Source organism: Azospirillum agricola (assembly GCF_017876095.1).
Lineage (GTDB): Bacteria > Pseudomonadota > Alphaproteobacteria > Azospirillales > Azospirillaceae > Azospirillum > Azospirillum agricola.
Map to the genome: position 1 here is coordinate 40,827 of NZ_JAGINM010000028.1, position 23,481 is coordinate 64,307.

The window sequence follows — 23,481 nt, forward strand, 5'->3', positions numbered from 1 at the left end:
AATGACAGGCATGACCGGCGAAACGGCACTTCAGGCCCCGACAACCTACTACAGCTACACTGTCGATCCCTATCGATTGACCATCGGTGAGACCGCCGGGCTTGTGCTGACCATTTCCAACCTGAATCCGGCGGACCCCGACGTGCCGGGCGACGAGGATGAACGGACGATTCTGGTCCGCATCCCCGTGGGATCCGCCGACGGCAACCTGACCGAAAGCCCCCGGTCGATCAGCCCGGTGGCGCGCACGCCGGGGTGGGACGCCGTCCTTCGCCCGGATCCCGAGGGCTATCTGGTCGAAATCTTCGGACCGCCGATCGCGTCGGGCCATTCCGCCCAGATCGAGTTGCGGCAAATCCAGGTCAACGACGCCGTCGGCGCCGTCGTCCTTCCGGTGATCGAGGATTTCAGCGGTGAATCCGGCGGTGTCGTCGTCGTCAAAGAACGGCCGGAGATGCGGATCATCGAGTTCACCGCCGATCCGTCAAAGGTCACGATGGGACGATCGTGCGATCTGCGCTGGACGGTGTCGGGCGGAACCCATGTCGAGGTTCTCCCGCTCGACAAGACGATCGAAGTCAGCGGCACGGCGCGCTTCAGCGACAGCCTGCCGACGACGCCGAGCCCGCCGCACTCCCTCTACACGCTCAGGCTCTGCAACGACAACGGCCGCAGCGTGGAGGCCGTGACCGCCGCCTATATCGGCAAGGTGACCGCCTCCCTGACCTGCAACCCGCCGGGGCCGTTGGACTTGGACGACATCGTGACCCTGAGCTGGAAAAGCCAGTACGCCATCGTTCCCTTGCGCCTTTCGCCACCCCTGCCCAACCTGCCGTGGGTGGCGGAGCATGGATCGGTGGCGGTGAAGCCATTCGATTTCGTGCAGCCGAACCAGTCCTCCGTTACCTTCACCTTGCAGGCGGACGGGTACACCGGCGACGCCAAGACCGACTACGCCACCGCAAGTGTGACGATCCCCCTGAATTCGGTCCGGATCCTCCGGTTCGGCTATACGGACGGCACGAAGACGGAGTTTACCTTCAAGACCGAAAATGCCGACCGGGAACCGGCGCGGATCGACGTCATGTCGACGAACAGCTTCCGCCTGACCGTGAGCGGTCCGGGCGGCCCGGCCGTCGCCTATCTCGGCCCCGGTCCCTTCCTTCAGGTCCAGACGTTGACCGCCACGCCGAACCCGGCGCCGCGCGGCGCTCCGGTCACCATCGACTACACGACTTTGAACGCCGTATCGGCCAGTCTGAATGGAGCGGCGGTTCCACTCGACGTCGCCGCGCAGAAGGGCCGGACGACGGTGACGGCGGCAGCGGGCTCCGACCTCGTGCTGACCGTGACCGCCAAGGACGGCAAGACGGTGTCCAGCCTGCTGCCGCTCGTGGTGACGGACGCTTGAACGCTGATCGTTCCCCACATTTTGAGCTGGTCCCCGTTCCCGGTTCTCCCACACTTTGCGTGGAAAATCTGACAACGCTGGTGCCGGCACCCTCGGGAGAGCCCAGGTAATGGAGTATGCAAGAGCTCTTTGTGATCCCGAACTGCCGTGTCGTGAAGGTGAAACCTGTTGGCGCGGCTGGTCTTCATGTGGCTGCCCAGGTCAAGCATTCCCACGCAGACTGTCCATCCTGTCAGCGGCCGAGCCACTGAACCGCGGCCCGGATTTGAGACACCCGTCTGGGGTTATTCAGGTGGCCAAGGGTAGCTCGGCGATGGAGGGCTGATCAACGCGGAGTTGGTCGGCGCGCACCTGAGCAGCTGTGCGATGGCCATGCCGGGTGATGAGCCAAGTTTCATTGTAGTGGTGGACGAACTCGAGCAGAGCGCGGCGCGGCTCCTCGACGGTGTCGAAGGTGTGGACCCAGAGGAAGTTCTCCTTGAGCGTCCGGATGAACCGCTCGGCCACGCCGTTGCCCTCCGGCTCGCGCACGAAGGAGGGCGAGCCGGTGATGCCCAGGCACTTGATCTCGGCCTGGAAGTCGCCGGACATGTAGTTCGAGCCGTGATCATGGCGCAGCTTCAGCCCGACCGCCACACCAGGGCCGATGCTGCCGAAGTGGCGCAACACGCCCTGGCGGACTGGCTCCAGGGCTTCGAAACGGTTGCCACTCTTCGAGGCGTGCATGCCCACCACCTCGGAATTGGCGTGATCCACCGCGATGAAGACGCGCGCCATGCCCTCGGCCACGGTGATCGTCTCGGTCATGTCGGTGCCCCACATCACGTTCACCGTCTCGGTGATGATGGTGCCGTCGTGCGCCCGCGTGCGCTGCCGCCCAACTCGATGCGGCGCCAGCAGTCCGTACGCCCCCATCAGCCTCCGCACTCGGCGTGCCGAGGTGCGGAGGCCGGCATGGCGCAGGCGCGCCCAAATCTTGCGGTATCCCTCGCCATGAAAGCGTGAGGTGAGGATCTGCTGGTCGATGTGCTCGACCAGCTCGGAATCCGAGCACGGACCAAGTGGCCCTGGGCGGCGGGGTGGCGGTGTCGGGCGGTCCGCCCGGTGGCGGTAGACGGTGGCGCGCGACACCCGCCAGATCCGGGGCCAGACCGTAGGGGCGACCGGTGGAGGGGGAGATGGTCCGGCTCATCGTCTCGACCTCCGCCGGGCCAAAGGGCGCTTGCCCTCCAGGGCGGCGATCTTCCCCTCCAGCAGCTCGTTGGCCATGGTGATCTCGCCGACCTTGGCCTTGAGGCGTGCGATCTCCTCATCGCGCTCGTCGCGCTCGCGTTCCTTCATGGCCGACGCCGCGGCCGCCAGGGCGCGCTCGCGCCACTCCGACAGGCGTGCCACCGTGACGTTCAGCTCGCGGGCCACGACCTCCAGCGGCTCACCACGCAGCAGGCGCGTGACCACCGCCACCTTGCGCGCCGCGGAGAAGCGTCGGGGCGTGCTGGCGTCCGCGCCCGAGGGGGCACCTGCGCCACCTTCGTGGACGCTATCTTCCGGCTTGGCGAAGCACGACTTTGCCCGGCGCTTCTACGTGGCCACGGGCGGCGAGATCGGCATCCTGTCGAAGTATCTCAGTGAAGCCCTATCCCGTGTGCGGGCCGACAGCCTTCGATCCATCGGCATGGAACTGATGGCCGAGGTTCACGATGGCTGGCATCGGACTTACGAACCCGACGTGGGGCGCGGCACGGTCCGGCTTGCGCTGCCGCAGTCCGTTCCAGCCGGCCTCTACACGATCCGCTACCGCGTCACCTCCGCCGACGGGCATCCCACAGCCGGCACGCTGCTGTTCGGCGTCGGGGTCAACGGCGTCATGAAGATGCGTCCGGTCGACGTCATCGAGGTGACGCCCGGTTCCCCGACGGCGCTCCAGCCCGGCGGGCTGCACATCATGCTGCTCGGCCTGAAGCAGCCACTGGTCAAGGGGAAGGCCTTCCCTCTGACGCTGACCTTTGAAAAGGCCGGTCCCGTCACCGTCCAGGTCGATGTCCAGGGGGCGGGGGCTGCGGCGCCGTCCCACGAAGGCATGGCGGAGCCGCAGAAGACTCACTGACGCGGATCCAAAGCGCCGGCCGGAGGTCGGCCGGCGCTCCCCATAGGGGAGGCCGGCTTCTCCGTTGGCGTGTTTTTCGTTCCACCTCCGGCGGCGTAGGATGGACGCTACGTCCCTTGCCGGGGAGGTGGCCTGTGTGGCGGGGGTTTCTGCTTGTTATCGGCGTTTGTCTGGGGCTGGTTGCGCTGCCGGGCGGTGGCCATGCGGTGGCTCCGGACCCTTCCGGCTTCGTGTTCGTCGCATCCCCCTCGGTGTCCGACATCGCCGTGATCGACAGCGCGACCGACGCCGTCGCGTCCCGCATCCGTCTGTCCGCTCCGCCCGGGCCGATCGTCGCGCTCGACCGCGGCGCGAAGCTGCTCGTCGCCAACACCGACGAACGCCGCTTGACCGTGTTCGACACGGTGACCGGTGCCGTCGCGGCGGACCATCCCACCACGGTGGCCCCCGTTCTGCTCCAGGTGTCTCCGGTCGGCCAGACCCTGGCGGTGGCCGATCCAAGGGCGGGTTCGGTGGAACTGGTCCGCCCCGGTGCCGCGCCAACGATCATCGACGGCCTTCCCGACCTGCGATCCATGGCCTTCGAGGCAAAGGGGCTGCTTCTGGTCGCCCATGGCAGCTCGGTTGCGCTGATCGACGGGGCGACGGGGCGGCGGGGACCGAAGCTGGCGGTTGCGGCGGCCGACGGTCCCATCGCTCATGTCGCCGCCACCCCCGGCGGGGACCTCGCCGTCGTCCTTCAGGCGGAGCGTGGCGTGCTGTCCCTGTTCGATCTGCGGACGCAGGATAAGGTGTCACGGCTTGTCCTGCCGACACCGCTGGGCCGCCCCTTTCCGAGTCCGGACAGCCAGTTCATCCTGCTTCCCGTCGATGGCGGTCGGGCCTTGTCGGTCGTGTCCACCTGGACCTATCGGGAAAGCCGGCGCCTGCCCCTGAAGGCGCCGGTCAGCGGCTTCGGGTTGGGCGTGCTGCAAAGCGTCTTCGTCGGCCTGAGCGTCACGTCACGGTCGATGCAGACCATCGATCTCCAGGATCGGCGCAACCTGGCCGTTCTCGCCCTGCCCGGAGCCCCGAAGGCTGGAGCCCCTTCGAGCAGCGGGGCCAAATTCTACGTGGCGCTCGACGATGGCGGTCGGATCGCGGTCGTCGACCTGTTGCAGCCGTCCGTCGCCCGCATCATCGAGACGGCCATAGACGGGGCGACGGCGGTCGTTCCGGCGCTCGACGGCGGCTTCTGCCATTGACGGACCGGGCTTGCCTCATGCGTCGGCCCAGGATACGGATCGACCTCGTCATACCCACAAATGCTGTGCTATTACTCCAGGACAATTTGAGTCTCTATCGACCCACGCGAGTTCCAACCCGGCATGGCCGCAATCCCGGACAAACGGCATCGATTCGCAAGGCACGGCCTGTTGGCCGCGGCTGTCGCGCTGGTCGTGCAGCTTTTTGCCTGGGCTTGGATGCCGGCCTGGAACGCCTCCGCCCAGGCCGGTGTCGCTGAACTTACAGCCATTTGTACGCCCGAGGGCATGAAGTCCGTGCTTCTGGATGCCCATGGTCTGGCGTCGGATCCGGCGCAGCCACCGGCGGAGAAGTCGCCCGATGGAAAGGCGGAAGGCCACTGCCCGCTGTGTCCATTGGTTGGCGGACTGGGCTTGGCTTCCGCCCAGTGGAGCGTCATGCCGTCGGACGTCAAGCGTCATGGGCCGATGGCGTTGCCGGGCAGCCAGATCGCCACCGGCTGGTTCCTCGCCACCCTTCAGGCCAGGGCTCCCCCGTCTCTGGGGTGATGCGTTCGCTGTGATCGCCTGCCGTCCATCCGCCACCGGACCCGTTCGAGCCCGCCCGGCAACCCCCATGCTCATAGGGTGAGCGCGCCGTGGGGACGCACAGCCGGCTGGGCGGAGCGCCTGAGGCTGGCTTGATGGGACGCATCCCAATTGCCATCAGCGCCGTGCCGCCGCCGGGTGTTGCCGCCCGCAGGCCGGGAGCGCGTGCCGTATTCCTGCCAAACCGCTTGATCTGAAGAGCTTTCGTTTCGTGACCACACGCTCTGTGCGCCTGCGCGCGCCTTGCATCGTCGCGCCCGGCTTTTCTGAGCGGGTCGCACCCTCTGCAACCATCCCAACCCCCGACCTGAGACAAGGAGTTCCCCGATGCTGATCCAGCGTGCCCTTCTGGCTGGCCTCGCCGCGGTCTGCGGCCTTGCGGCCTGTTCCACCGCCACGCCGGCGCCGGAAGCCCAAGCGGTCACGGTGGCTTTCACCCTGACCGCCAATGGGAAGCCGGCGCGCTGCGGCGCACCGCTCGGGCCGTTGGGCGCGGGCGGCATCCCGGCGGTCCTGCACGACGCGCGCTTCTACGTGCAGGACGTGGCGCTGATCGACACGGCGGGAACGGCGGTCCCGCTGACGCTGGCACCGAACGAGTGGCAGACGGCGGCGGTTGCCCTGCTCGACTTCGAGGATGGATCGGGCGGCTGCGCCGGGGGCACGCGGGCGACCAACGCCATGGTGACGGGGACCGTGCCGGCAGGCCGCTACGCCGGGCTTGCCTTCACCGTCGGCGTTCCGCCCGCCCTGAACCACAGCAGCACGGAGAAGGCGCCGGCCCCGCTGGACATTGCCGCCATGGGCTGGAGCTGGCAGGCCGGCCGCAAGCTCATGAAGGTGGAGATCGATCCCGTCGGCGGACTCGCCAAGCTCGACACGTCGAAGGCCCGCACCTGGTACCTCCATCTCGGTTCCACCGGCTGCACCGGCAACCCGGCGAACGGGGAAAGCGTGTCCTGCACGCGGCCCAACCGGCTGCCGGTGACCGTCGCCGCCTTCGATCCGGCGACCCAGGCCGTGGCGCTCGACCTGTCGTCGCTGTTCGAGGGCAGCGCGCTGGAGCGTGACCGGGGCGGCGCGGTCGGCTGCATGAGCGGCCCGACCGATCCGGAATGCGGCCCGGTGTTCCGGCGGCTCGGCCTGTCTCTCGACGACGGCCGGCCGGTGACCCCCGGTTCCTCCCCGGCCTTCACCGTGGTCGCCAAGCCATGAACGGTCGGGCTGTCGCGTTCTGGGGCGTCCTGTCCCTGGCCGCGCTCCTCGGGTTTGGGACGGGGCTGCCCGCCATGGCGGCGGACTGGGCGTGGTCGCTGCCGAACCACGTGCCGGAACCGCGCGTGCCCGCCGACAACCCGATGTCCGCGGCGAAGGTCGAACTGGGCCGTCGGCTGTTCTACGACACCCGCCTGTCGGGCAACGGAACCATCGCCTGCGCCTCGTGCCACCTCCAGGCGCGGGCCTTCACCGACGGACGGGCGCTGGCGCCGGGCTCCACCGGCGCGCTCACCCATCGGAACCCCCAGGCGTTGGCGAACGGCGCCTGGAACGCGACCTACACCTGGGCCAATCCGGCGCTGGTGTCGCTGGAACGGCAGATGGAGGTCCCGCTGTTCGGCGACGACCCCATCGAAATGGGGGTGACCGACGCCAACCGGGCGGAGATCCTGGAGCGGCTGCGCCTCGACCCCGTCTATCCGCCCCTGTTCCGCCAGTCCTTCCCGGAAGCGGCGGAGCCGCTGACCATGGCGACGGTCATCAAGGCCGTCGCGGCCTTCCAGCGGAGCATCGTCTCGGTCGACAGCCGTTACGACCGCTACCTGCAAGGCAAGGCGGCCTTGAGCGATCCGGAGACGCGGGGCATGAACCTGTTCTTCGGGGAGCGGGCCGAGTGCCACCATTGCCATGGCAGCTTCAACTTCAACGACCAGGTCGTCCACGCCCGGACCCGCGAGGTGGAGACGCTCTTCCACAACACCGGCCTCTACAACCTCGACGGCGCCGGGGCCTATCCCTTTCCCAACCGCGGCCTGTTCGAATTCACGGCCCGGCCGGAGGATATGGGAGCCTTCCGCGCGCCCAGCCTGCGCAACGTGGCGGTGACCGGCCCCTACATGCACGACGGCAGCATCGCCACCCTGGCCGCGGTGATCGATGCCTATTCGGATGGCGGCCGGGCCATCCGATCAGGGGCCTTGAAGGGCGATGGGCGCCTCAACCCGCACAAAAGCGGCCTGATCGCCCGGATCGGGCTGACGCCCCAGGAGAAGCGCGACCTGCTGGCCTTCCTGGGGACCCTGACGGACGAGACGCTGCTGACCGATCCACGCTGGTCCGACCCCTGGCAGGCGGAACGGTGAGAATGACCCGGCCACCTTTCAGGGTGGCCGGGTCACCGAAACGGGTCACATCTTCGCGGTCAGCGCCAGCATGACGTTTCGCGGCGTGCCGTAGGTGTTGTAGGTGTTGCTGGACCGTCCAAGGGCGGCGAAGTATTTCTCGTCGAACAGGTTGTTGCCGGTGAGCGATACCGACAGGTTTTCGCTGAACGTGTAGCCGACCTGGGCGTTCACCAGGGCGTAGGCGTCCTGCACAAGGGAAGCGTTGCTGCCGTTCCCCCCGGTGCGGGTGACGGCGGTGACGCCGGCGCCGTAGTTGAAGCCCTCCAGCGGCCCCTCCTGGATGCGGTGCATGGCGAGCAGCTTGACGCTGTGCTTGGGGAACCAGTTGCTGAAGTTCACGCCCTGGCTGGTCGCGTCCTTCACGTAGGTGTTGAACAGATAGCTGTAACCGGCGGTGAGTTCGACGCCGGGCAGCGGGCTCCCCGTGACCTCCGCGTCGACGCCGCGTGAGCGGACCTCGCCCAATTGCAGATAATAGCCGGGATGCGCGGAGTCCGCATAGGCGCGGTTCGTGTCCTCGATCTGGAAGACGGCGAGCGACGCGTTCAGCCGCCCGTCGAGGAAGGACCCTTTCACGCCTGTCTCGTACTGGGTGCCGTAGCGCGGATCCAGCGTCTTGCCGGTGTAATCGGTGGTGGTCTGCGGGATGAAGATCTGGGCGACGCTGGCATACAGCGCGACCTCCTTGGTCGCGTCGACGATGACGCCGCCATAGGGCACGAACTCGCCGTGGCGGCGGGCGCCGTCGGTCCAGTTGGTGGGTCTGGAGGGTGGAGCGTTGCGGCTTTTGGTCGTGAAGTAGGCGAGGCGCCCGCCGCCGACGAGGGTCACCGGATCGGCGACCTTCAGCCGCAACTGCGCGTAACCGCCTTCCTGGAAGGTCTCGCTCTTGCCGCCGCTGGTCGCGGGGATGACCGGCTCCTCCCAGGCCCGGGAGTTTTCGATCCCGAAGAGTGGGATGTTGGTCAGCACCGGGGAGGAGCCGCCGGCGTTGTTGGACAGGTAGCGCTCGCGATTGTAGCCGACCACCGCGTTGTGGGTCTGGCCGAACAGCGTGAAGGGACCACCGAGGAACACGTCCAGGTTCTGGCGGACGTAGTTGTAGGTGGTGTCGCGCTTCGAATAGCTGATCGTGTCGGTCGCCGGGTTGATCGCCGACGACGCGTAGCCGTCGTTGAAGCGGAACTTGCGCTCCCACCAGCGGGCCTGGGCCTTGGCCACCCAGCCGTTGTCGAACCGGTGCTCCAGCCCGATGTCCTGTTCATAGGTGTCGGTGACATTCTTCGCCCAGGGGGCGACCGGGTTGAAGGAGCGGGGGGTGTTCGGGATGACCAGGTTGCTGTAGACGGGGATGCCGTAGAAGGGCGACGCGCGATCCCGCTGAACGACCGCGGTGACGGACAGGGTGGTGTCCGGGGTGACGTCGTACTCCAGCGTGCCATAGGCCAGCTTCCGGTCGCCGCTGGCGTGGTCGTAGAAATAGTTGTTGTGCTGGCTGGAGACGACGGCACGGGCCCGGAGCGATCCGTCGGCGGTGAGCGGGCCGGTTACGTCGGCGACGCCGCGCGTGTTGTTCCAGGAACCGTAGGAGGCGGTCGCGCTGGCGCCGAACGTCTTCCGTGCCCGCTTGGTGACGAGGTTGACGGTGCCGCCGGGGTTGGGATCCGTTCCGGTCAGCATGCCCGCGGTGCCGCGCAGGACTTCGACGCGGTCATAGACCGACAGATCGAACTGCTGCGATCCGCTGAGCGCGTTGTAGGACGGGATGCCGTTGAACATGACGTTCATGCCGTAGGAGCGGCTGTTGTACTGGGCCTGGGTGCCGTCGTTGGGGATCGCGGTGACGCCGGTGGCCTGGGACAGGGCGTCCTGGAGCGTGACCATGTTCCAGTCGTCCATCACCTGCCGGGTGATGACGGACACGGAACCGGGAATCTCCTTGACCGACACCGGCAACTTGCCGAACAGGGTCGCCGCCGGGCTCGTGTAGGACCCGGTGCCTTCGGTTTCGGCGCTGACCGCCTCGCCGGTAACGGCAATCTTCGGCAGCGTTACCGGGGCGTCGGCGGCCTGCGCGTGGGCGGCGATCAGCAGGGCCGCCAGGGAGGCGCCGGTGAACAGGACACGGCGTAAGGCGGCAGGGGAACGATGAGCGTGTCGCATGTCGGAAAAATCCAAATGTTCAATGGCGATGAATGGAAAGCGCATGTCGCGCACGGCCCCGGACGTGACAGCCGTCGAGACCGCCGCCCGCTGTTTGCCGCTTCCTCAGAAGGTCTTGCTGACGTTGAGAAGGACTTTCCGTCCCTCGCCGCGCGCCGCGCGTCCGTCGAGATATCGGTAGTACGGCGTGAAGTAATCGCGGTCGGTCAGGTTCTTGATGGAGAGCGCGACCGAAGCGATCTCGTGGGTGTAGCTGGCAGACAGGTCGATCGTGGCGTAGCCGGCGGTCTTGTAGAGGTTCATCTGATCGATGTTGGCGGAGGACACCGCGTGGATCCCGCCGCCCACGCGCCAGCCCTCACCGCCTGCTTCGCGGGTGTCGTAGTCCAGCCACAGCCCGCCCGAATGGCGGGGAACCCCCGGCAGCGTCGATCCCGCAGGCGCGCCGTTGGGAATGTCGGCGGTCAGTTCGGCATGGGTGTAGGCGTAGTTCGCGATCAGCTTCCAGGGGCCTCCCGGCTGCCAGACCACATCGGCCTCGAAGCCTTTCGACATCTGCTGCCCTTCGGGAATACTGGTCAGCATGAAGGGATCGGCAGGGTTGGTGACCGGAACGTTCTCCCGTTCGATCCGGAAGGCGGCGAGGCTGCCCGAAAGCCCCGCCCCGCTGTCGAACTTGACCCCGGCCTCGGCTTGGCGGGAGTATTCGGGCTTGGGGCTGCCGGAGTAGAAGGTAAAGGGGTTGGCCTTCATTCCCTCGGAATAGCTCGCGAACGCCGAGATCTGGTCGGTCAGGTCATAGACGGCACCGATGCGGGGCAGGATCCGCGTCTCGCTGATCGTGTCGGTGCGCGCGTAATTGATGGACACCGACTCCATCCCGAGATGGGCCAGCCGCACACCGCCCAGAAGGTGGAGCTTCCCGAGCGTGGATTGTACCTGCACGAAGCCGCCCGCCGTCTTGTAGGTGGCGTCGCCGTCGGTCATGGCCAAGCCCTGGGGCATGGACCAGGACGGCCAAGCCGAGGGATTCAGCAGATCCACCGTGCCCACCGGCATCATGTCCATGTACATGAGCGACCAGTCGTCGATGCGCGAGTAATCCGCGCCGAACAGCAGCCGGTGCTCCATCGCCCCGGTGGTCAGGCGTCCCTCGATCGAGGACGAAAGGCTGAACTCGGTCTGCTTGGCGGGGACGAAGGAATTGTACAGATTCCACGAACTGGCCCCGGCGTCGGGAGCGTTGCTGATGATGATCTGGGTCGTCTGACTCACCTCGTTCTTGCCGTAACGAAGCTGCGTCTTGCTGGACCAGTTGTCGTTGAAGTCATGATCCAGCGTCACCGTCACCTTGCGGGTGCTGGTGTGGCTGTCCGGAATGTCCGGGTCGCCGATGTAGAGATCGCGCGACAGACGGAAATCCCCCGCCACGGTCCCCCAGGCGGGAAGCGCCTGATACTCCTGTTGCTTCCATTTGGAGACATAGCCATCGACCGTCAGCCGGGTGTCCGTTCCATGGCCGAAGGTCAGCGACGGGCTGAGGGAGTATCGTTTGGTCTTGATTCCGTCCACATCGGAACCCGACCGCACGTAGCTGCCGTTCATGCGGAACAGGACCGTGCCGTCTCCGGTCAGGCGGCGGTTGATGTCGAAGGACGGCTCGGTGTAGCCGTTGCTGCCATAGGTCAGGCCGAGGGTTGTGAAATCACGATCCTGGGGTTTCCTGGTGACGATGTTGACCACACCGCCCAGGGGCGTGCCGACGCCGCCGCCGTAAAGAATCGCGTTCGGGCCTTTCAGCACCTCGATCCGCTCGACGCCGGCCATCGCGTTGGGATCGCCGGTGTTGAGGTAGCTGGTGAGGCCGTCGCGATAGATCTCCGCCTGAAAGCCGCGCAGGATGGTCGATTCGTAGGCTGGGGTTTGCAGGAGCGCGGAGCCTTGCGCGCCGCTGACGTTCTTCAGCGCCTCGGCGATGCTGGTCACGCCCTGATCGCCCAGCATCTGCGGCGTCACGATCACGACCGACTGCGGCGTCTCCTTCAGCGGCGTTTCCGTTTTGGTTGCGCTGGTCGCGGTGACGGCCCGGTAGCCATCGATGACAGCCCCGTCATCGCTTCCATAAAGCGTGATCGCTTCCAGTTGCACGGCGTTCTGCGCTGCGACGGTGCCCGTCCAAAGCGCCGTGCCGGCCAGCAGCAGCGCGGCCTGTCCGTGAGAGAACTTCATGAGAAAGAGTGCCTTTTCACAAAGGAGGGTGCCCGTGATCGAAGCTCCGGGCCGTCATCGCGCGGATGGGCGGCCCGCACGCATCCGGAAGCGCGGGAGAATGACGAAGGGGGCGGCCGCGCCATCCTTTCCGTTTGTGTTGAGTCCGCGTGGTGGCGGATCCCCGGCACGGAGGAGGCTTGGTTTGCTCGAACGGACCGCAGGCGACCGCGGGAGAGATGCCGGGGCATTCACTCCGTCGCGCATGGGAGCGGCGGCATCCGCAGCCGTGGCGTTACGGGCCATGCGTCGGAAGCGTCGGTCGGGGTGCGGACGGAAAAGGGAAGGAGCGCCGGCTCAGCCGATGGCGGGCGGAGCGCGCGCCTGAAGGCTGGACAGGAACCAGCCGGCCGCGATCACGTCACCGGGCAGGGCGCATGCGTCGGCCGCCACCATGCCCTGGGAAGGAACAACCATCGACGCCAGAGGCGGAAGTCCCGCGCCGGTCATGGTCGGGCAGAGCGGGCAGTGATCCTTGGCGGCGCCGGTGGTGTTCGAACCATAGTCACCGGAGTCCGGCTGCCCGTCGGAACCGATGGTGATCATCTTGACGCCATCGGCGGAGCAGATGGCGATCGTCTCCGTTCCACCCGGGGCCTCAGCCAGCGCCATGGCCGGCATGGTGGCGCTCCACACCATCATTTGGACGACAAACGCCAGCAGTCCGGCCAAAAGGCCGGCGCAACGAATGCGGTCGATGAAGGTGCGGGGGAGAATCACTGGCCCGGTCGCTCATTGGCAACGCCGTCAAAAGGACGGCGGCCAAGTGATGGCATGGAAGCTGGAACTGGGCAAGGCATTACTCCGCCGATGGGTATAGGACGGACCCGAGCGTTCCGGGAGGCTGGAATCGCCCCAGCGACTCCATAGAATGCGCTCGTCTCAAGCGCCACGCTTCGGCTATGGTGCCTCGGCGCCGTGTGTCCAACACGGTCTTGCGGTCGGCGGAGCGGGATGATTCTGGACCGAAACGGGAGGCGACGGGTGTGGCGGGCCGGCTGTTTGGCCGGCGCGATCGCATTGCTGTTCCAGCTCGTCTCCTGGGCCTGGATGCCCGCCTGGATCTCGGCTGCCAGCGCCGATACGAACCGGATCGTGATCTGCACGCCGACGGGTCTCAAGACCGTGGTGCTTGGCGATCTTGGGACATCGGCCGTCCCGGACGCCGGTGCTCCCGAAGCGGCGGCGGCCGATGGTTTCTGTCCATTGTGCCCTCTGGTCGGCGGCTTGGCGATGCCGCCGCTCACCACCCTCGCGGCGGCGGTCGATTTTGAGCGGCACGGCCCCGAAGCCTTGCCCGGACGCCGCGTCGCCGCCGGCTGGTTCCTGTCCTCCCTTCAAGCCCGTGCGCCGCCGGTAGCCGGTTGATCCGTCCACGGCGACAGCGAGCCTCGTGCCCGCCGTCGCCTCGCCCTGATCGATCGACCGGAGTCCCGGCATGCCCGATGCTCTCTTCGGGGAGGCGGCTGCCACGCCCGTGTTCGTCCCCGTCATCCAGTCCGCCGGGGCGGCGGTCCACGCCTCAGCTTTGACCCGCCACGACCAAAGATCGGCTCCTTCCTGACCGTGCCCGAGCGGTTGGAGCTGGCCGATGCTCTGGCCCGCCACATCGGCCGCGCGACCGCGTTGCGCTGACCCTTCGCCTCGTCCCCCGACGCGCTTCCCCCTCGAAAAACCCGAAACGCGTGAACGCCGCAGGGCAGAGCCGAAGGCTCTCCCGCGCGACTCCGGAGAAACCTGATGTCCAGCCTGCCTCTACGAACCATGCCCCGTCCGGCCCTGATGGTCGCGCTGATGGCGAGCGCCGCACCGCTGGCGTTCGCCCAGGATGCCATTTCCCCCACGCAACTGCCGCCCGTCACGGTGACCGGCACATCCACCCCGTCGCTCACCGTGCCGACGACGGACGAAGCGGAGCAGCGGATCCAGCGCACGCCCGGCGGCGTCGAACTCGTGCCCGACACGGCCTTCAAGAACGGCACCGCGAACACCATCCGCGACGTCCTCGGCTGGGTGCCGGGCGTCGTGACGCAGCCCAAATCGAACATCGACAACCGGGTCTCGATCCGCGGTTCCGGGCTCACGCGCAACTACGGCAATCGCGGCGTCAACCTGTACATGGACGGCATCCCCATCAACACCTCCGACGGCCTGTTCGACGTGTTCGAGATCGACCCGGGCGCCTACCGCTACGTCGAGGTCTACAAGGGCGCCAACGCGTTGCGCTACGGCGCCAACGCGCTGGGCGGCGCGGTCAATTTCGTCACGCCGACCGGCCATGACGCCTCCCGGTTCGACGGGCGCCTCGACACGGGGAGCTTCGGCTTCCTGAAGGGGCAGGCGAGCACGGGTGGCACGTCCGGGGCCTTCGACTATTTCGCCAACGTCTCGGCGCAACGCGAGGATGGGTATCGCGATCACAGCGACGGGCACATGGAGCGCGGCAGCGTGAACCTGGGCTACCGCTTCTCGCCGGACGCCGAAACGCGTTTCTATCTGAACGCGAATTCGTGGCGCCAGCGTCTGCCCGGCGAACTGACCAAGAGCGCGGCGCTGAACGCGCCGACATCGGCCGACTCCGAGTTCGTCCGCCAGGACCAGCAGCGCAACATCGATTCCATCCGCCTCGCCAACAAGACCACGCTGCGCTTCGACGACACCGACGTGGAGTTCGGCGTCTTCAACCACCGCCGCCACGTCGATCACCCGATCTACCGGTACCTCGACTACACCGTGAACGATTATGGCGGTTTCGTCAGCGCGACCGACGACCGGACCCTGGCCGGCTTCCGCAACCGTCTCGTCGTCGGCGCGAACGTCCTGAACGGCACAATGGACTATGAGGAGTTCAACAACCCCGGCGGTGCCGTGAAGGGCGCGCTGGTCTTCTCGACGCGGGACAAGGCCGAGAACTACTCGGCCTATGCGGAGAACTCCTTCTTCGTCGTGCCGGAGGTCGCCGTCATCGCCGGCGTGCAGTTCCTGCACGCGGTGCGGGACCGGACCGACCGGTTCCTGAGCGACGGCGACCAGTCCGGCCGCCGCACCTACGATCTCTGGAGCCCCAAGGTCGGGGTGCTGTGGGACGTCGATCCGAACTGGCAGCTGTTCGCCAACGTCTCGCGCAGCGCCGAGGTGCCGACCTTCGATTCGAACAGCTTCGCGACGCCGGCCAGCTCGGCCGTCAACGCCCAGACCGCGACCACCTACGAGATCGGCACGCGGGGCCGCAGGCCGGACGTCACCTGGGACCTCGCGCTTTACCGGTCGAACATCCGCAACGAACTGCAATGCGTCGCGACCTCGCCCTACAGCACCTGCAGCGTCCGGAACGCCGACAAGACCGTGCATCAGGGCGTCGAGCTGGGGCTCGGCGTCGCCGTCCTCAAGGCGCTCGCCGCCCAGGACGACCGCACTTGGCTCAACCTCACCTACACCTACAGCGACTTCTTCTTCGACGGCGCGACCTACCACGGCAACAGCCTGCCCGGCGTGCCGCCGCACTCGGTCCGCGCCGAACTGCTCTACAAGCACCCGAGCGGCTTCTACGCGGGGCCGAGCGTCGACTGGATGCCGAAGGCCTTCCACGCCGACAACGCCAACACCCTCAAGGCCGATCCGTACAGCCTGCTGAACCTCAAGATCGGCTTCGACCAGGGGTCGGGCGTCTCCGGCTATCTGGAAGGTCGGAACCTGCTGGACAAGCGCTACATCTCGTCCACCATCACCGCCGAGACCGCCACCGCCGCCTCGGCCCTGTTCAACCCGGGCTATGGCCGCGCCGTCCACGCCGGCATGCGGTTCACGTGGTGAACGCAAAGGAATGGGGGATCAGCAGCATGAGGATCACACCATGGCGGATGTGACGTTGTCCTCCGGTGAGGGCGCAAGCCGCTCCTCGGATCTGTACCGGGCGGTCTGGCGCTGGCACTTCTACGCGGGGCTGGTCGCCTTGCCCTTCCTGATCCTGTTGGCCGTGACGGGAGCGCTCTACCTGTTCCGCGACGAGATCGATGGACTCGTGCATAGGGACGTGAAGAGGGTCGCGGTCCAGGCATCCGCACCACGGGCGCCGAGCGCGCTGGTCGACGCGGCGTTGGTCGTGCGACCCGGTACCGTGACCAAATACGTGAGGCCGGCCGACCCGACGGCCTCGGCCGAGGTCGGGATCAAGACCCCGACCGGGGAGAGAATCTCCGTGTTCGTCGATCCCTTTGACGGGCGGGTGCTCGGCGAGCTTCCCGACAAGGGCACCGTCATCGGGGTCGTCCGCCAGTTGCACAGCCTGTCCTACTTCGGGCCGGTCGCCAACGGGGTGATCGAGATCGTCGGCGGCTGGACCATCCTGCTGGTTGGGACCGGGGTGTATCTCTGGTGGCCCCGCCGAGGGCGGGCGGCGGGCGGTGTCGTTTCCGTGCGCGGAAAGCCCCGGCAGCGCGTGTTCTGGCGGGACCTCCACGCCGTGGCCGGCATCGTCGCCGGTTTCTTCATCGTCTTCCTGGCGGTGACGGGCATGCCCTGGTCGGTCTTCTGGGGCAGCTATGTCAACGAATGGGCGAACGGCGCGAATTACGGCTATCCGGCTGGCGTCTATGTCGGCGTGCCGATGTCGGACCAGCGTCTGAGCCAAACCGGCCCGACCTCCTGGTCGCTCGAGCAGGCGCAGGTTCCGCAATCGTCGGGCCATGCCGGGCACGAAACCTCCGGGCCCGGAGGGGCGGCGCATGGCGAAGGGAGCGGAACCGCCGCCGGGGCGATCACCCTCGACACGGCCATCGGCCTCTTCGATCGGCTTGGTTTGGCAAAAGGGTATGCCGTCAACCCGCCCGGCGGACCGACCGGGGTCTACACGGCCAGCGTCTATCCGGACGATCTCTCCCGGCAGCGCGTCGTCCATCTCGACCAGTACAGCGGCAAGCCGCTGATCGACATGAGCTACGCGGATTACGGCCCGCTCGGCAAATCGCTGGAATGGGGCATCAACGTGCACATGGGGCAGGAGTTTGGGCTTGCCAACCAGCTGGTCATGCTCGCCGTCTGCGTGGCGATCGTCCTGATGTCGGTCTCGGCCGCGGTCATGTGGTGGAAGCGGCGGCCGAATGGGTCGCTGGGCGTGCCGCCGCTGCCCAGGGACCGGGCGGTGCTGCGCGGCCTGATCGTCATTCTGGCCATCGGAGGGATGATCTTTCCGCTGGTCGGCGCGTCCCTGGTCGTGATGCTGCTGCTCGACGGACTGTTGAGCCGGACGCCGCGTGTGCAAGCCGGCTGATCGGGGACCGGTGTCGCCGATGGAACGGGATCACGCCACGGTCCCGCGCGTCCACATTGCGTGTTTTCCTGTCCGTTCCAGATTCAGATCATGCCGTTCGTGACGTGCAAATCCATGGGCGGCACCTCGACAACGCCCTGGCAATCGCTTAGAGTCAGAGCGGTTAGACAACCTATGGATGCTTCATGAAGAGCATCGGTCGATCGGTCCGGCAGCCTGTCCCACCGCGTCCGGACGTTTCCGCGCCATGACGGATTTCTGCCCCCTTCGCGTTCTCCATTCCGGGAAAGCCGCTGTTTACGGTCTTTCCGGCGGGGAAACCGTGAGCGGGCGGAGGCGGGGCGCGCGGGTGGTGGCCGCGTGGCTCGCGGTGCTGGCGATCCTGGTCCAGACCCTTGTTCCGGATTTCGCCATGGCGGCGCGCGACGCCGCCCGGCAGAAGGCCGAAATCGCGCTCGCGCTCCAGAGCGTTCTGCTGGGCCAGGAGGCGGTTCAACCCCACGCCGGCGGTTGCGCACCGGCATCGGACGAGCAGGCGCCCGTCCGTGGGCACCAGCATGAAGAGCTGTGCGCGTTCTGCCTCGCGCTGAACACCCATGGAACGCCGGCAAACGCCGGAATCGGGCTGTGCCTTCCGGTCCGTTATCGGGCGTTGGTGGTCGCGGACCGGCCGGGAATCGAGCCGCTGCGCCAGTTTCTCGCCGGCAGCAAGCCGCGCGCTCCTCCCACCAACGCGCAGGCTTGATCGACCGGCGCCGTTGCGCCGCCCGGTCCCGGTTCGGAACACCACGCCCTCTCCGCACGTCCCGGCCTCCCGACGCCGGCCAGCGACGCGTGCCCAAGGCGGTCATCGCCGGCCTTGCCCGTGCCGCGCGCTGTTGCGCACTTGGACCTCTGCGCTGGCTTGCGAGCCGCCAAGGCCCGCGGCCGGGTGGGCGGGAACCCGGCGCTCAAGCGGCGCGATCCGGAGGCCATCGCCCAACTCTCCGCCATCCGCGATCGGCAGTACATGGCGGACCTGTTGGCCGGCATGGAGGCGTGGCTGCCCAAGGTGCGGGTGCTTCGCCCGGCCAATTCCTGGAGCAAAGTGGCCAAATCCCTCGGGCGGTTGGGCTCGCCCGATCAGCCTTGGACGGCCGATCGGCTGTCGCGGGCGGTGCGCCGCCTTGTTGCGGAGGGACTGGCCGAGCCGGTATTGATCGAGCCGGCACCGCGCAAGCCGCCCAAGGACGACATCCTGTTGGTCATCGCCGGCATCAAGGGAGCCGATCCGGACCTCAGCCTGCGGACCATCGCCGCGCGCCTGGAAGACCTACGCTTCCGCACGCCGCGTGGCGGCACGACGTGGTCGGCCTCTTCGGTGAAGAACCTGCTGGACCGCACCAAACAGCAGGGGCTGATGTGAGAAGCGGAGACCACATAGCGGCTGGTCAGCCGCCCACGCCGTGCGCTGGTGGGAAGACCGTCATCATGCTTGCTCTCAACCCTGACCACCTCCGAATTAATCGGGGCGGTTCACTGCGTCCCGAGCCGGCCGTGCAAGAAGCTCGGCAACCGCCATCTGCAAGGACAGAGAGTCCACCGGCTTCCTCAACATTGGGATCCCTTCGAGCGCCGGGGGCAGACCCTCCAAGCTTCCATAACCGCTGCATAGAACGAATGGCACGCCCATGGCGTTCAAGGCGGCGGCAACGGGGGTCACGAACGCGTCGAACAGCCTTGCGTCCAACACTGCGGCATTGGGACGGCGCTGCGCAATCAGCGACAGCGCTTCGGCAACGCGAGCCGCAGGTCCGACAACGGCGTAACCTGCGGCCTCCAGTTCTCGCCGCGGGAGCATGGCCGTCAATGGCTCGTCTTCCACCACAAGAATGGACGCTATCGAAGAATCGACCGCGCCAAGGAGCAGGGGCTGGTGCGAGACGCGGAAACCGCGTAGCGAGTGGTCCGTCGCCTCCACCCTGGATCGGTGGAAAGACCGTCAGGTCGGTTTCAGCACCTATGATTATCGACAACCCGGCGCAACCCTGTAGGAGAGCGATGCGCCGCTGCCTGAGGTGGTTGCAAAAGTGAATTTTCCGTAACACCCCGACTCCGCTTTACAGCGCCGTGCTGAAAACGCCCTTTTCCGTTCCACGGGATTCCACCAGGGCGAAGCATCGGTCTTCGAACGAGCGCGCGAAAGCGGTGGCGTCGCACAGGCGCGACGCCTGAAGCCGCGGGCGCAGCGTCCGGCGGTCGGTGGCGAGGCGGTCTGGATTGGCGGCCAGGGCGGCGGCCCTGCGCACGAAGTCGTCCGCGTCCGCCGCGATCAGATCCGGCAGGCCGGCGGCGGTCAGCAGGGAGGCGCCGACGCGGGCGGCGTGGCGGTCGCCCGGCAGCGTCAGCAGCGGCACGCCCATCCACAGCGCCTCGCAGCTCGTCGTCGTCCCGTTGTAGGGGAAGGGGTCGAGCGCCACGTCCATCCAGCCATAGGCCTTCAGGTGCCCGTCATTGTCGGGAACCCGCGCCCGCAGGTCGATCCGGCCGGCGGCGATGCCGTGGGACGCGAACAGCGCCAGCACCCGCTTGCGCACCGAGCCGTCGGCCAGCGGCCCGGCCTTCAGCAGCAGCCGGCTGTCCGGCACGGCGTCGAGAACCCGCGCCCACAGGGCCGCCACCTCCGGGTTAAGCTTGTTCAGCGTGTTGAACGACCCGAAGGTGACGAAGCCGTTCTCCAGGCAGGGCGGCGGCGCCGGGTCGGGCGTCGGCCCCAGCGGGCGGTAGCACAGGAACCCGCCCTCCAACCGCACCAGCCGCTCGGCTTGGTGATCGTCGCTCACACCCGGCGGGTCGGCGATGGCGTCGGTGAAGCGGGCGTCGACCGCCGCCAGCCCGGTCGTCGCCGGGTAGCCGAGCCAGGACACCTGCAGCGGCGCCGGCTGGCGGGCGAAGACGCCCAACCGGTTGTGCGCCGTGTGGCCGGTCAGGTCCACCAGCACGTCGATGCCGTCCGCCCGCACCTGCGCCGCCGCCGCGTCGTCCGTCATCCCCTGGATGTCGCGCCAGCCGTCCACCGAGCGTCGGACATGGTCGGTGATCACGTCGGGCAGTTCGACGTTGGAGTAGGCGAACAGCTCGACCCGAGTCCGGTCGTGGGATTCCAGCAGCGGCAGCAGGAACATCGCCACCGAATGCAGCCGGAAATCCGGGGAGACGTAGCCGATGCGCAGGCGCCGTCCGGCCAGGGGCCGCAAGACCGGCCGGGGATCGGCGGCCAGGGCGGGCGCCAGCGCGCCCTCCACCCGCTCGCCCCAGCGGCGGTGCGCGGCGTGAAGCTCCGCCGGCGACAGCGTCTCGCGGTAGTTCAGCATCATCAGCCGGTTGCTGTCGGTGCCGGGGTCGTCCGGCCGAAGCTCCGCCACCTTGCGGTAGGCCTCCAGCGCCGCCTGCGAATCCCCCTGGGCGTCCAGGGCGGCGGCCAGCCCGAACCACGCCTCGACATAGTCGGACTTGACGGCCACGGCTTGGCGGAACATATGCACCGCCTCGCCGACGCGCCCCATCCGCGCCAGCGCCAGCCCCAGATTGTTCATGGTGCCGGGATCCCGCGGGGTGCGCAGCAGCGCCTGGCGCAGCAGCCGGTCGGCCTCCTCCAGGAAGTCGGCGTTCAGCGCGGCGGTGCCGGTGAGGAACAGGATATGGCCGTTCCGCGGGTGGCGGGCCAGCAGGTCGCGGTAGATGGCGAAGGCCGCCTGCGGCTGGCGGCCGTTGGCCACCACCGCGGCGAGGTTGAGATGGGCTTCGATCCAGTCCGGCTGCTCCTCCACCGCGCGGCGGAAGGCAGCGGCGGCGTCCTCGCCGTTGCCGCGCGCCGCCAGGGTCACGCCGAGGCTCTGGTAGGCGCCGGCGAAGCGCGGCGCACGCAGGATGGCGGCGAAGAAGCTGCGCTCGGCCCCCTCCAGGTCGCCGGTCTGGTGCTGCGCCAGACCGAGATTGTACAGGCGCTCGGGCGTCGCCCCGCCGGTGGCGATGCTGTGCCGGAACAGCGGCACCGCCTCGGCCGGCGCGCCGGACAGCGCGCGGGCGCTGCCCAGGACGAACAGCGCTTCGGGATCGCCCGACGCCTGGGCCAGCACCGCTTCGGCCAGCGCCCGCGCCCGGTTCAACTCGCCCGCGGCCAGGCAATGGGCGGCTTCGGCCAACATGTCCCGCGTCATGCGCTTTCTCCGATGCCCTGGCCGATGCCCTGGCCGATGCTCGTGTGTCTTCCGGTGTCGGACAGGCAGTGGGCGATCTCGGCCACCACGCCGTCCCAGTCGCCGGCCCGGCGCTGGCGGAACAGGGTCATGGTCGGATACCAGGGGCTGTCGTCGCGGTCGAGCAGCCAGCGCCAGTCCGGGCTGAAGGGCAGCATCACCCACACCGGCACCCCCATGGCGCCGGCCAGATGGGCGACCGACGTGTCGACGGTGATGACGAGATCGAGGTTGGCGACGACCGCCGCCGTCTCGGAAAAATCATGCAGCAGACCGTCCAGCGGGATCACGCCGGTGGGCGTGTCGGCCGTTCCGCTCTCGTGCTTCTGCACCGCGAAGAACTGGGTGTCGGCCACCGTCAGCAGCGGCGCCAGAACCGCCGCCGGGATCGAGCGCTCGCGGTCGCGGGCGTGGAGCGGACGCCCCTTCCAGGCGATGCCGACCTTGCGGCGCAGGCCGGCGGCGGCGTCGAGGCGCCTGGCCCACAGGGCCTTCCGGGTCGGCTCGGCGAACAGGTAGGGGGTCGTGTCCGGGATGGTCTCCAGCCGCGTGCCGAAGCGCTCGGGCAGGCTCATCAGCGGCACGTGCCGGGTGAAGGGAAGGTCGTCGTGGACACGGGCGGGCGTCTCCGCGCGCGGCACCACCCGCACGCCGTGGCGGCCCAGGCTGTGCCACAGCAGCGTGAACACCGGAACCTGCACCTCGAACACCACGTCGAAGCCGCGCTCCACCAGCAGCGGCAGGTAGCGGGCGAACTGCAGGGTGTCGCCCAGCCCCTGCTCCGCCGTCACCAGCAGGGTGCCGCCCACGGCCAGCGGCGGCTCGCCCTGCCAGACCGGCTGGGCGAAGGGGCGGTTCTCCTCGCCGAAACCGCTCCAGCGCCACCGCCACTCGTACTCCTTCCAGCCCTGGGCGAAGTCGCCGTTCAGCAGCAGGCACAGGCCGAGATTCCAGTGGGCGGGCGGGAAGTCCGGGCGCAGCTCCAGCGCCTTCTCGTAGCACTCGCGCACGCCGAGCGTCGGGTCGAGGCCGCCCCGCGCGTTGCCGAGGTTGACCAGCGTGCCGGCCACATCCTCGCCGGAGGGAAGATCGGCCGCCGCCTCCGGCGCCGTGCCGCCCTCCATGGGAGCATCCCCCGGCCGCCGCTCGGCCAGCGCGAGGCCGAGGTTGCTGTAGGCCTCGAAATAATCGAGCCGCAGCGCGATGGCCCGGCGGTAGCTGACGATTGCCGCCTCGACGTCGCCGGCCCCCATCTGGGCGTTGCCGAGGTTGTTGTGCGCCTCGGCCTCCTCCGGGCTGCCGGCCAGCAGGGCGTCCAGCCGGTCGACCGCCTCGGCGTGGCGGCCCAGCGCCTGCAGCGTCGCGCCGAGGTTGGCCGCCGCGCCGAGATGGCTGGGGAACACCGACAGCGCCGTCTCGAACACGCCCATGGCCTGCTCGTGGCGGCGCCGCGTGTAGAGCAGGGTGCCGAGCTGGTTCCAGGCGTCGGCGGCCTCGCGCGTCCGCCCGCTCGCCCCCAGGGCCAAAGCGAGGTTGTTCAGCGTCTCCATCTCGTCGGGCGCCAGCCGGGCGGCTTGGCGCAGGAAGGCGACCGCCTCCTCCGGCCGGTCGAGCTGTGCCAGCACGGTGCCGAGCAGGGCGTTGGCCGTGGGATCGGTCGGCCGCGCCGCCTGCAGGGGACCGTAGAGGGCGAGCGCCTCCTCCAGCCGGCCCTCGCGGTGGTGGAGCGCCGCCAGGGCCGCGGCCTCCTCGATGGGAATCGGCCGGGGAGGGGGAATGGTGGGCATGGAA

General features: G+C 68.1%; 16 protein-coding genes and 1 pseudogene. 11 read left to right on the plus strand and 6 right to left on the minus strand.

Going from position 1 to position 23,481, the window contains the following annotated elements; translation table 11 throughout:
• Positions 1–10 precede the first annotated feature (10 nt).
• Positions 11–1,411, plus strand: a complete 1,401-nt coding sequence (locus tag J2847_RS29430) for a hypothetical protein (RefSeq protein WP_209782301.1) — start codon at positions 11–13, stop codon at positions 1,409–1,411.
• 288 nt (positions 1,412–1,699) lie between these two features.
• Here the strand turns inward: J2847_RS29430 and J2847_RS29435 are convergent.
• Positions 1,700–2,923: pseudogene (locus J2847_RS29435) on the minus strand (IS3 family transposase); the annotation flags it as partial.
• Between J2847_RS29435 and J2847_RS29445 the strand changes: the two are divergent.
• The 5 genes from J2847_RS29445 to J2847_RS29465 all read left to right on the plus strand — a co-directional run bounded on the left by J2847_RS29445 (position 2,862) and on the right by J2847_RS29465 (position 7,710).
• Positions 2,862–3,518, plus strand: a complete 657-nt coding sequence (locus tag J2847_RS29445) for a copper chaperone PCu(A)C (protein ID WP_209782304.1) — start codon at positions 2,862–2,864, stop codon at positions 3,516–3,518. The pseudogene J2847_RS29435 and the gene J2847_RS29445 overlap by 62 nt on opposite strands.
• A 230-nt stretch (positions 3,519–3,748) precedes the next feature.
• Positions 3,749–4,762 carry a YncE family protein gene (locus tag J2847_RS29450; protein WP_209782305.1) on the plus strand — a complete coding sequence of 338 codons (1,014 nt, stop codon included), beginning with the start codon at positions 3,749–3,751 and terminating at the stop codon, positions 4,760–4,762.
• Positions 4,763–4,885: 123 nt separating this feature from the next.
• A complete protein-coding gene (locus J2847_RS29455) occupies positions 4,886–5,311 on the plus strand; it encodes a DUF2946 family protein (protein ID WP_209782306.1) in 426 nt (141 codons plus the stop codon).
• Between the two features lie 366 nt (positions 5,312–5,677).
• Entirely contained in the window at positions 5,678–6,565 is an 888-nt protein-coding gene (locus tag J2847_RS29460; protein ID WP_209782307.1) for an MbnP family copper-binding protein, read from the plus strand.
• Positions 6,562–7,710, plus strand: a complete 1,149-nt coding sequence (locus J2847_RS29465; protein WP_209782308.1) for a methanobactin export MATE transporter MbnM — start codon at positions 6,562–6,564, stop codon at positions 7,708–7,710. The genes J2847_RS29460 and J2847_RS29465 overlap by 4 nt, the downstream gene beginning before the upstream one ends.
• Positions 7,711–7,755: 45 nt before the next feature.
• On the opposite strand, the gene J2847_RS29470 is transcribed toward J2847_RS29465, so the two are convergent.
• The 3 genes from J2847_RS29470 to J2847_RS29480 all read right to left on the minus strand — a co-directional run bounded on the left by J2847_RS29470 (position 7,756) and on the right by J2847_RS29480 (position 12,903).
• Positions 7,756–9,915, minus strand: coding sequence for a TonB-dependent siderophore receptor (locus tag J2847_RS29470; RefSeq protein WP_209782309.1), 2,160 nt, complete (start codon positions 9,913–9,915; stop codon positions 7,756–7,758).
• Positions 9,916–10,020: 105 nt separating this feature from the next.
• Positions 10,021–12,144: a TonB-dependent siderophore receptor gene (locus tag J2847_RS29475; RefSeq protein ID WP_209782310.1), complete on the minus strand. Its 2,124-nt coding sequence runs from the start codon at positions 12,142–12,144 to the stop codon at positions 10,021–10,023.
• Positions 12,145–12,480: 336 nt separating this feature from the next.
• Entirely contained in the window at positions 12,481–12,903 is a 423-nt protein-coding gene (locus tag J2847_RS29480; RefSeq protein WP_325169507.1) for a DUF2946 family protein, read from the minus strand.
• Positions 12,904–13,137: 234 nt separating this feature from the next.
• Here J2847_RS29480 and J2847_RS29485 point away from each other — a divergent pair, with 234 nt between their 5' ends.
• From J2847_RS29485 to J2847_RS29505, 5 genes are all read left to right on the plus strand, one after another.
• Positions 13,138–13,551, plus strand: a complete 414-nt coding sequence (locus J2847_RS29485) for a DUF2946 family protein (protein WP_209782311.1) — start codon at positions 13,138–13,140, stop codon at positions 13,549–13,551.
• A gap of 372 nt (positions 13,552–13,923) precedes the next feature.
• Positions 13,924–15,996 (plus strand): TonB-dependent receptor family protein, encoded by a 2,073-nt coding sequence (locus J2847_RS29490; RefSeq protein ID WP_209782312.1) that lies wholly within the window; start codon positions 13,924–13,926, stop codon positions 15,994–15,996.
• A 40-nt stretch (positions 15,997–16,036) separates the two neighbouring features.
• Complete coding sequence (locus J2847_RS29495; RefSeq protein WP_209782313.1) at positions 16,037–17,452, plus strand: PepSY-associated TM helix domain-containing protein; 1,416 nt, start codon at positions 16,037–16,039, stop codon at positions 17,450–17,452.
• Positions 17,453–17,699: 247 nt separating this feature from the next.
• A complete protein-coding gene (locus J2847_RS29500; protein WP_209782314.1) occupies positions 17,700–18,197 on the plus strand; it encodes a DUF2946 family protein in 498 nt (165 codons plus the stop codon).
• A 159-nt stretch (positions 18,198–18,356) separates the two neighbouring features.
• Entirely contained in the window at positions 18,357–18,857 is a 501-nt protein-coding gene (locus J2847_RS29505) for a hypothetical protein (RefSeq protein ID WP_209782315.1), read from the plus strand.
• 694 nt (positions 18,858–19,551) lie between these two features.
• Here J2847_RS29505 and J2847_RS29510 read toward each other — a convergent pair.
• Entirely contained in the window at positions 19,552–21,651 is a 2,100-nt protein-coding gene (locus J2847_RS29510) for an O-linked N-acetylglucosamine transferase, SPINDLY family protein (RefSeq protein WP_209782316.1), read from the minus strand.
• The gene (locus J2847_RS29515) at positions 21,648–23,477 is read right to left on the minus strand and encodes a tetratricopeptide repeat protein (protein WP_209782317.1); all 1,830 of its coding nucleotides are present in this window, start codon (positions 23,475–23,477) and stop codon (positions 21,648–21,650) included. Before J2847_RS29515 ends, J2847_RS29510 begins: the two co-directional genes overlap by 4 nt.
• Between the last annotated feature and the right edge of the window lie 4 nt (positions 23,478–23,481).

Coding starts and splice junctions, on each gene's coding strand:
- J2847_RS29430 (WP_209782301.1), top strand. CDS start 11: ATGACCGGCGAAACGGCACTTCAGGCCCCGACAACCTACTACAGCTAC.
- J2847_RS29455 (WP_209782306.1), top strand. CDS start 4,886: ATGGCCGCAATCCCGGACAAACGGCATCGATTCGCAAGGCACGGCCTG.
- J2847_RS29460 (WP_209782307.1), top strand. CDS start 5,678: ATGCTGATCCAGCGTGCCCTTCTGGCTGGCCTCGCCGCGGTCTGCGGC.
- J2847_RS29465 (WP_209782308.1), top strand. CDS start 6,562: ATGAACGGTCGGGCTGTCGCGTTCTGGGGCGTCCTGTCCCTGGCCGCG.
- J2847_RS29470 (WP_209782309.1), bottom strand. CDS start 9,915: ATGCGACACGCTCATCGTTCCCCTGCCGCCTTACGCCGTGTCCTGTTC.
- J2847_RS29475 (WP_209782310.1), bottom strand. CDS start 12,144: ATGAAGTTCTCTCACGGACAGGCCGCGCTGCTGCTGGCCGGCACGGCG.
- J2847_RS29485 (WP_209782311.1), top strand. CDS start 13,138: ATGATTCTGGACCGAAACGGGAGGCGACGGGTGTGGCGGGCCGGCTGT.
- J2847_RS29490 (WP_209782312.1), top strand. CDS start 13,924: ATGTCCAGCCTGCCTCTACGAACCATGCCCCGTCCGGCCCTGATGGTC.
- J2847_RS29495 (WP_209782313.1), top strand. CDS start 16,037: ATGGCGGATGTGACGTTGTCCTCCGGTGAGGGCGCAAGCCGCTCCTCG.
- J2847_RS29500 (WP_209782314.1), top strand. CDS start 17,700: ATGACGGATTTCTGCCCCCTTCGCGTTCTCCATTCCGGGAAAGCCGCT.
- J2847_RS29510 (WP_209782316.1), bottom strand. CDS start 21,651: ATGACGCGGGACATGTTGGCCGAAGCCGCCCATTGCCTGGCCGCGGGC.
- J2847_RS29515 (WP_209782317.1), bottom strand. CDS start 23,477: ATGCCCACCATTCCCCCTCCCCGGCCGATTCCCATCGAGGAGGCCGCG.